Consider the following 6,168-nt stretch of genomic DNA (forward strand, 5'->3'; position numbering starts at 1 on the left):
TAAAAAATCATGGTCTTGTAGCAACTGGAGAAAATTTATTAGAAGCTACACTCTTAGCAGAATTTGTTGAAGAAACAGCAAAAACACAATTCATATCTCGTGTTTTAGGAAACATAAAAGATTTACAACACTGAAACTTGTGGATATCAGCAATTAGCTGTTTTGAGAATTAAAACATAAATAGATAATTATATTATTTTTAAATCATTTAAAAAAAAAACACGAAAATTTTTAGAAAAAAAATATTAAAAATTGAAAATAATCTTTGACAAAAATTTTTACTCGCGTACTGATTCTAATTCACTTAAAACATTCCAAATAAGTGTTCTAGCATGAATTGGTATGTTAGGATCGTTACTTATTTCATCCAAAATAGAAATTACTGTACTGGCTCTAATGGTTGGTTCGTCATCATCTTGAGACAATAAATTTTTAGATTCCTCAGCAGCTCTTCTAATATTTCTAGGGACGCTAGTATCACCCATGATATGTTTTAAAATCTGATTACAGCGTTCAAATGATTCCGCACTCATAATAATGCCTCCATTGATTTAATTGTGTTCATGATAAAAGTTGCTTAAATTGATAATTCATAACAAGCCTTATCCAAGTTTGTTTATATCTTGGCCTTTAAAAATGTTTTGGTAATGAATTCCAAAAAAATGATTTAACACTCCTTATTTAAAAAAATAAGGCATGATAAAAATATTTCGAAGATTAAGATTTATGTGTAGTTTATTAGATTGGTAAAAGCTACACTCAAACTGCAACTGCAACTGCAACAGTCACCCCATTGTACGCAGTTTTTTTTAGGATCAAGCGGGAATTTTCCCCTGCTTCGAGTAATGCTGCTGGTTCAGATACTCCTTCAATTCCAAATTCACGTTTTACAAGTGGGGAAGGTGTGCAGTCTGGATGATGAAAATGACGTATTTTGTCAAGGGAAATTATTTTCAAAGGTAGTTGGGATTTAATTGCAGCTAATTTAATTCCTTCTTCATCTTCTTTAATTTCAGCTGTGGCCATAGCATCCAATCTGTCTAATGGTATATGTAAGTGTTGAAGAGCAGAACGTAAAGCAAAGAAAACTTGTTCTTCTGTGACTCCCTTTTTACTACCAACTCCAGCAACCATCCTTTTAGGTGTAAGACAAACCTTTTCGTCAGATAATTTAGCTTGGATAAATGACTTGTCCCATTGATTAATATTGTAAGACTTGTTGACTATTGGATGATTTTTTAGAAAATGAAAATTTGGCGGTAAATCTAGATCTACCTTACCACCTGAAGCAATATGTTGATTCATGGTTTTAATGAACTGTCTATGAGTGATATCTAACCAGTACTGGTATGCTAAGGTATCAACGCCCATTTTCCCTGCTAAATCTGTTGCTGTGGTAATGACTGGAACAGCGCCTATCATACCCGCTAACTTAACAGTGAAATGATTTGCCCCACCAACATGACCAGATAATAAGCTAATTACATGTTTACCATTTTCACCAACTATTAAAACAGCGGGATCCGTGAATTTCGTTTTTATTAGATCACAGAGATTTCGAACCATTATACCTGAAGCCATAACCCCAACCCAACAGTCATAATCATGAAAATGTTCATTTAATGTTGATTTTACATTTTTATTGAAAATATCCGCTTTTATGACAGATGGATCGTCTTCGAGATAACTTAATATAGTTTTAGCCAAATTATGCCCTTTTTCTGTAACACTGATAATTGCATATTTCATAAAATCACATTTAGTATGATCACATTTAATGTAATCTGTAATTATTAAAAGTAGTAATTATTAAAGTAAAATGAATTAAATTATTAAAAAAATTTATCATGGAGAGGGATGTCTGTTTTTATGATTGCTATTTACTAATAGGAAATTAGGATGAAAAACAGTACAACTCCAACCAAAAACAATATAATAGTCACAATACTTAGTTTGATGGCTAGTTTAATCTCATTTATTGTGAGAAGTTTTTTGGATTCGCCTATTTTGTATATTCCTGGTTTAGTCAGTTGAACATTCAAAGCTCCAGCAGCTGCAGCCATTGGATATCCGGAGTTAGGACTGGGCGGAATTTTAGCGTCTTTGATCATAATATTCCAGGACTGTTTATAGTCTAGTGAAGCTAAGAAAGCAGCGAGTACTATTAAAATACTTGTAATTCTAGCAGGAATGAAATTAAGAACATCATCTAGTTTAGCTGGAAACCATCCAATATTTATGTTTGCAAAGTCCTTATAGCCGACCATCGCATCTAAAGTGTTGACAACACGGAAAGAAACACTTGCAGCTACTGCAGATAAAACTAAAATTTGGTAGGTTGATGTTAATCCTATTTTAATAAAAAATGGAAAAAGGGCTGGAAGTGCAAGGAGTAGGAGAAAAGGAACAAGAATGCTATAAAAAATGGGAGATATAACTGAGTCAACGATATTTTCTGTTAAGGTTTCAATAGTGGCGGAAACTATCTCCTGTGACGATAAATCCGATGTATTTCTGCTTACCAAAAAAGATAAAGATTTTCTTCCTTTGTTAACATCTTCATCAAGATCTAAGGCCACTTCACTTGCAGATCTCAATAATATTTTAACTGAAAATGTAGTAGATAATAACAAAGCTGCTGTAACTAAAAATAATATTTGATTAAATGATAATATTAGCATAACGATTGAAAATAATGAGATAAATATAATTATCAATGAAATAGTAATTATAATCCCTGATAAAGTGTCAGTTTTTTTTGAATTGCGGAAAAACAACTGTTTCAGTTTTTCAATTAGCTTTCCCATCCATACAACTGGATGAATTGGAGAAGGGAATTCCCCAAATAATAAATCAATGCCCACTGATGCCAAAATAATGATTAAAATTTCTATTTCCATGATAAACCTCAAGTAATTATTCTTATCCTTTTTTATTGAAGATGTTTGTTGTTCTTGTTAATTTTTTTTTAAAAATAAGTAGATGACTTCGAATATTTAAAGTATAGGAGAAATATAGGTGAATTAATAACTATTTACAGCGAATGCTGATAGATATGTAATGAATACATCTGGTCTGTAGCTAATAAATAACTTTGGTGCCATATATTTTGATGTTTCTAAAGTTTTAGTCAAATGGAGTAAGACCCCAATTTCAAGTGTAATGAAAATATTATAAAAAACAGAATCCTAACTAAAAGGAAATTAAAATGACAATTGAAAAAAAAATGTTTCATAAAAAGAATTTAGGAAAGAGAGGTAGATTTCAACTGTAAAAATTACTTAATTAGGTTATGTTCAAAAAGTTCAAAAAAAGAGTGGTATTTCAAGTGTAAAAAAATTAAAACCATATGTGAGTATTTAAAGAAGGTGTATTTCAAGTGTATTTAAAACTTTAATATTCAATAAAAAATATTCGAAACAATTTAGTACATAAATTAAGATAATGAGAGATCAATTTCAAGTGTATTTTTAATTGAATATTTTATTAAGAACTAACTAAATTTACAAAATATAAAAACAAATTACATTTATTTTAAGAATAGTGAATAAAAGCAACAGAATTTGAAATTTTGTTTATTAAATTCTTAATTTTTTTAAAAAAAAGTTAAATACACCAATATTAATTGTGAAAATTTATTCTATTCATTCAAAAAACAACATTTGAAACTTAAAATCATGTACTAATTTAACGTAGTATTATTAAATATTCGCTTCTTTATGGATTCATTTAAATGATATGGGTAAACCTGACAGTAAAACTAATAAAATCATTATTATAGTACTTCAATGTGAATATTAGTTATACTACTCAATATTATAATTCAAGACATATTGTTTATTTTTTACAGTTGAAATTGATCTCTCTTACTATATTTTTCAATATTTAATAAAAACTTAATACGCATTTTCTTACACTTGAAATGCATCTCTTTCTATCTAATTTTCTTTGAAATTTCATAATTATTACACTTGAAATCAACCTCCCACCGTAATGATTAATATAGGATCAGTTACTTACACTTGAAATACACCTAAATTTAGTCAAAAAGATCTTGATACACTTGAAACCGACCCCTGTTAAACTATTTGAAGCACTTTTTTTCAAATATAGGGAACTCAAATAATGTAATTTTAATGGGGCATTTTTTTGACGTGGTGAAAATATTAAAAATACAATAATTTAGCCGACATTTTACACTGTTAACATCTTTAACATTATTAAGAGGAAAGTGGTGATTATGAATATTTTTGAGGAATTGGGTGAAAAAAAATCCGTGTTTAAGTTTAAAAAGTTTCTTGATCATAGATTTTTACCTGATAATCTCCCTCACAGGGAGGATCAGATTAAATCTGTTGCTAAATATTGGGTTGAGGCGTTAACTAATGTAACACCTCCTGATGTTACCATTTATGGTAAAACTGGAACTGGTAAAACAGCCGTTGCCAAATTTGCTAAGAAACAGTTGGATCAGGTTTCCAAAGAAAAAAATGTGAATGTTCGAGTGGAATACATTCGCTGCACTGATTTCACCACTGAATATCAAGTTATCGCACGTTTATGTCAACAGATGGGTCAAGATGTTCCTTACCGTGGTTGGACTAAGGCTGAAGTAATCAATTCATTTCGCAATCTTTTTAAGAAAAATGTTTTTGGTAATGATTTAATTTTGATGATTATTTTGGATGAAATAGATATATTATTGAAAAACGATGGTGACGGTCTGCTATACACTCTCACCAGAACTGACAACGTTTCCATTGCTTCTATTAGTAACTTTGTAGATTTTAAACAGTTCATTAAACCACGAGTTCGCAGCAGTCTCCGTGATCGTGAGATTGTTTTCCCCCCATACAATGCCCAGCAATTGGTAGATATACTAAACGAACGTTCAGAATTATCTTTCAATAACGGAGTCCTCCACGATGAAGTAATACCTCTCTGCGCTGCCCTTGCAGCAAAGGAAGAAGGTGATGCTCGTTATGCTCTAGATTTATTACGCACTTCTGGCGAATTAGCGGATGAAAAGGGCACAGACATGGTTTATGAGGACTATGTGAGAGAGGCTAAGGATCATATTGAACATAATAAAGTGACTGACATTGTAATGACTCTTCCCAGCCAGCAACAGAAAGTACTAGAATCCTTAATTTTCTTAACCAAAAGAAAAGAAGAAATCACATCTGGCAGATTATATGATATCTACAAAGACATAACCAAAGGTGATTCAGTTTCATACAGGAGAATATTCGATTTCATTAACGAGCTTGAAATGTTGGGTTTGATCTCTACCAAAACAGTCTCAAGGGGAAGAGGAAAGGGAAGAACAAATCTGATCACATTACAATGCGAAATGGAATTATTGGAAGATGCTATATGGAGTGGATGAATAACAATCAAGAATAACCATCAATTTATTCCATTTAAAACCATTTAATACAATTTCTCCCAACAGGAAATTGAATTACAAAATAAAATCGATTCTATTTAATTATTGATTTTAACAAGGCCATCCGCACTGGCACCCCATAAAAAGCTTGTTGAAAGTATTTTCCATAAGGGGTGTTGTCCACGTCATGGGATATTTCATCTACCCTTGGCAGGGGATGCATCACTATCGCTTCACTTCCTTGCAGTAGCTTAGAATCAATGGTATAAGCGCCTTTAATTTTCAAATATTCTTGAGGGTCAGGAAAGCGTTCTTTTTGTATTCTAGTCACATATAAAACATCAGCATAAGCTAAAACATCTCGTATATCTTCAGTTTCTTGTACACTTACCCCAGCAGCTGCTAGGTCATGGAGTGTTTCACGTGGCATTTTCAGTTCTGAAGGTGACACAAAACTCATCTTAACCCCAAACATGGCTAAAGCGTATGAAAGAGAGTGAACAGTCCTCCCATACTTTAAATCACCTATTAAAGCTACGTGAAGTTCATCAATATCACCTAGTAGACGTTGCATTGTGTATAAATCTAAAAGAGTCTGAGTGGGGTGTTGACCTGCCCCATCACCAGCATTTATGACTGGGACATCCACCACTTCCGCAACATAACGGGCTGTTCCTTCCATATTATGGCGTATGACTAAGGCATCAGCATATTTTCCAACAGTTCGAACTGTATCAGTTAAATTTTCTCCCTTAGTGGCTGAACTAGTTTCAGTTTCA

6 protein-coding genes are annotated in these 6,168 nt (G+C 31.9%); 2 read left to right on the forward strand and 4 right to left on the reverse strand.

The annotated features are described in order from the left end of the window. The coding region (locus GXZ72_09635; protein ID HHT19802.1) for a class II aldolase/adducin family protein at nt 1-134 on the forward strand (134 nt) is incomplete at its 5' end. Between the two features lie 144 nt (nt 135-278). Here GXZ72_09635 and GXZ72_09640 read toward each other — a convergent pair. From GXZ72_09640 to GXZ72_09650, 3 genes are all read right to left on the reverse strand, one after another. Beyond that, nucleotides 279-533 carry a UPF0147 family protein gene (locus tag GXZ72_09640; protein ID HHT19803.1) on the reverse strand — a complete coding sequence of 85 codons (255 nt, stop codon included), beginning with the start codon at nt 531-533 and terminating at the stop codon, nt 279-281. Between the two features lie 226 nt (nt 534-759). After that, nucleotides 760-1,749 carry a cobalt-precorrin 5A hydrolase gene (locus GXZ72_09645; protein HHT19804.1) on the reverse strand — a complete coding sequence of 330 codons (990 nt, stop codon included), beginning with the start codon at nt 1,747-1,749 and terminating at the stop codon, nt 760-762. 134 nt (nt 1,750-1,883) lie between these two features. Beyond that, complete coding sequence (locus GXZ72_09650) at nt 1,884-2,900, reverse strand: cobalamin biosynthesis protein (protein ID HHT19805.1); 1,017 nt, start codon at nt 2,898-2,900, stop codon at nt 1,884-1,886. Nucleotides 2,901-4,240: 1,340 nt separating this feature from the next. Here GXZ72_09650 and GXZ72_09655 point away from each other — a divergent pair. Next, complete coding sequence (locus GXZ72_09655; GenBank protein ID HHT19806.1) at nt 4,241-5,389, forward strand: AAA family ATPase; 1,149 nt, start codon at nt 4,241-4,243, stop codon at nt 5,387-5,389. A 94-nt stretch (nt 5,390-5,483) separates the two neighbouring features. Here GXZ72_09655 and pyrB read toward each other — a convergent pair. Then, nucleotides 5,484-6,168 (reverse strand): aspartate carbamoyltransferase (gene pyrB, locus GXZ72_09660; protein ID HHT19807.1); only part of this gene is annotated, 685 nt, incomplete at its 5' end.

Source organism: Methanobacterium sp., assembly GCA_012838205.1.
Lineage (GTDB): Archaea > Methanobacteriota > Methanobacteria > Methanobacteriales > Methanobacteriaceae > Methanobacterium.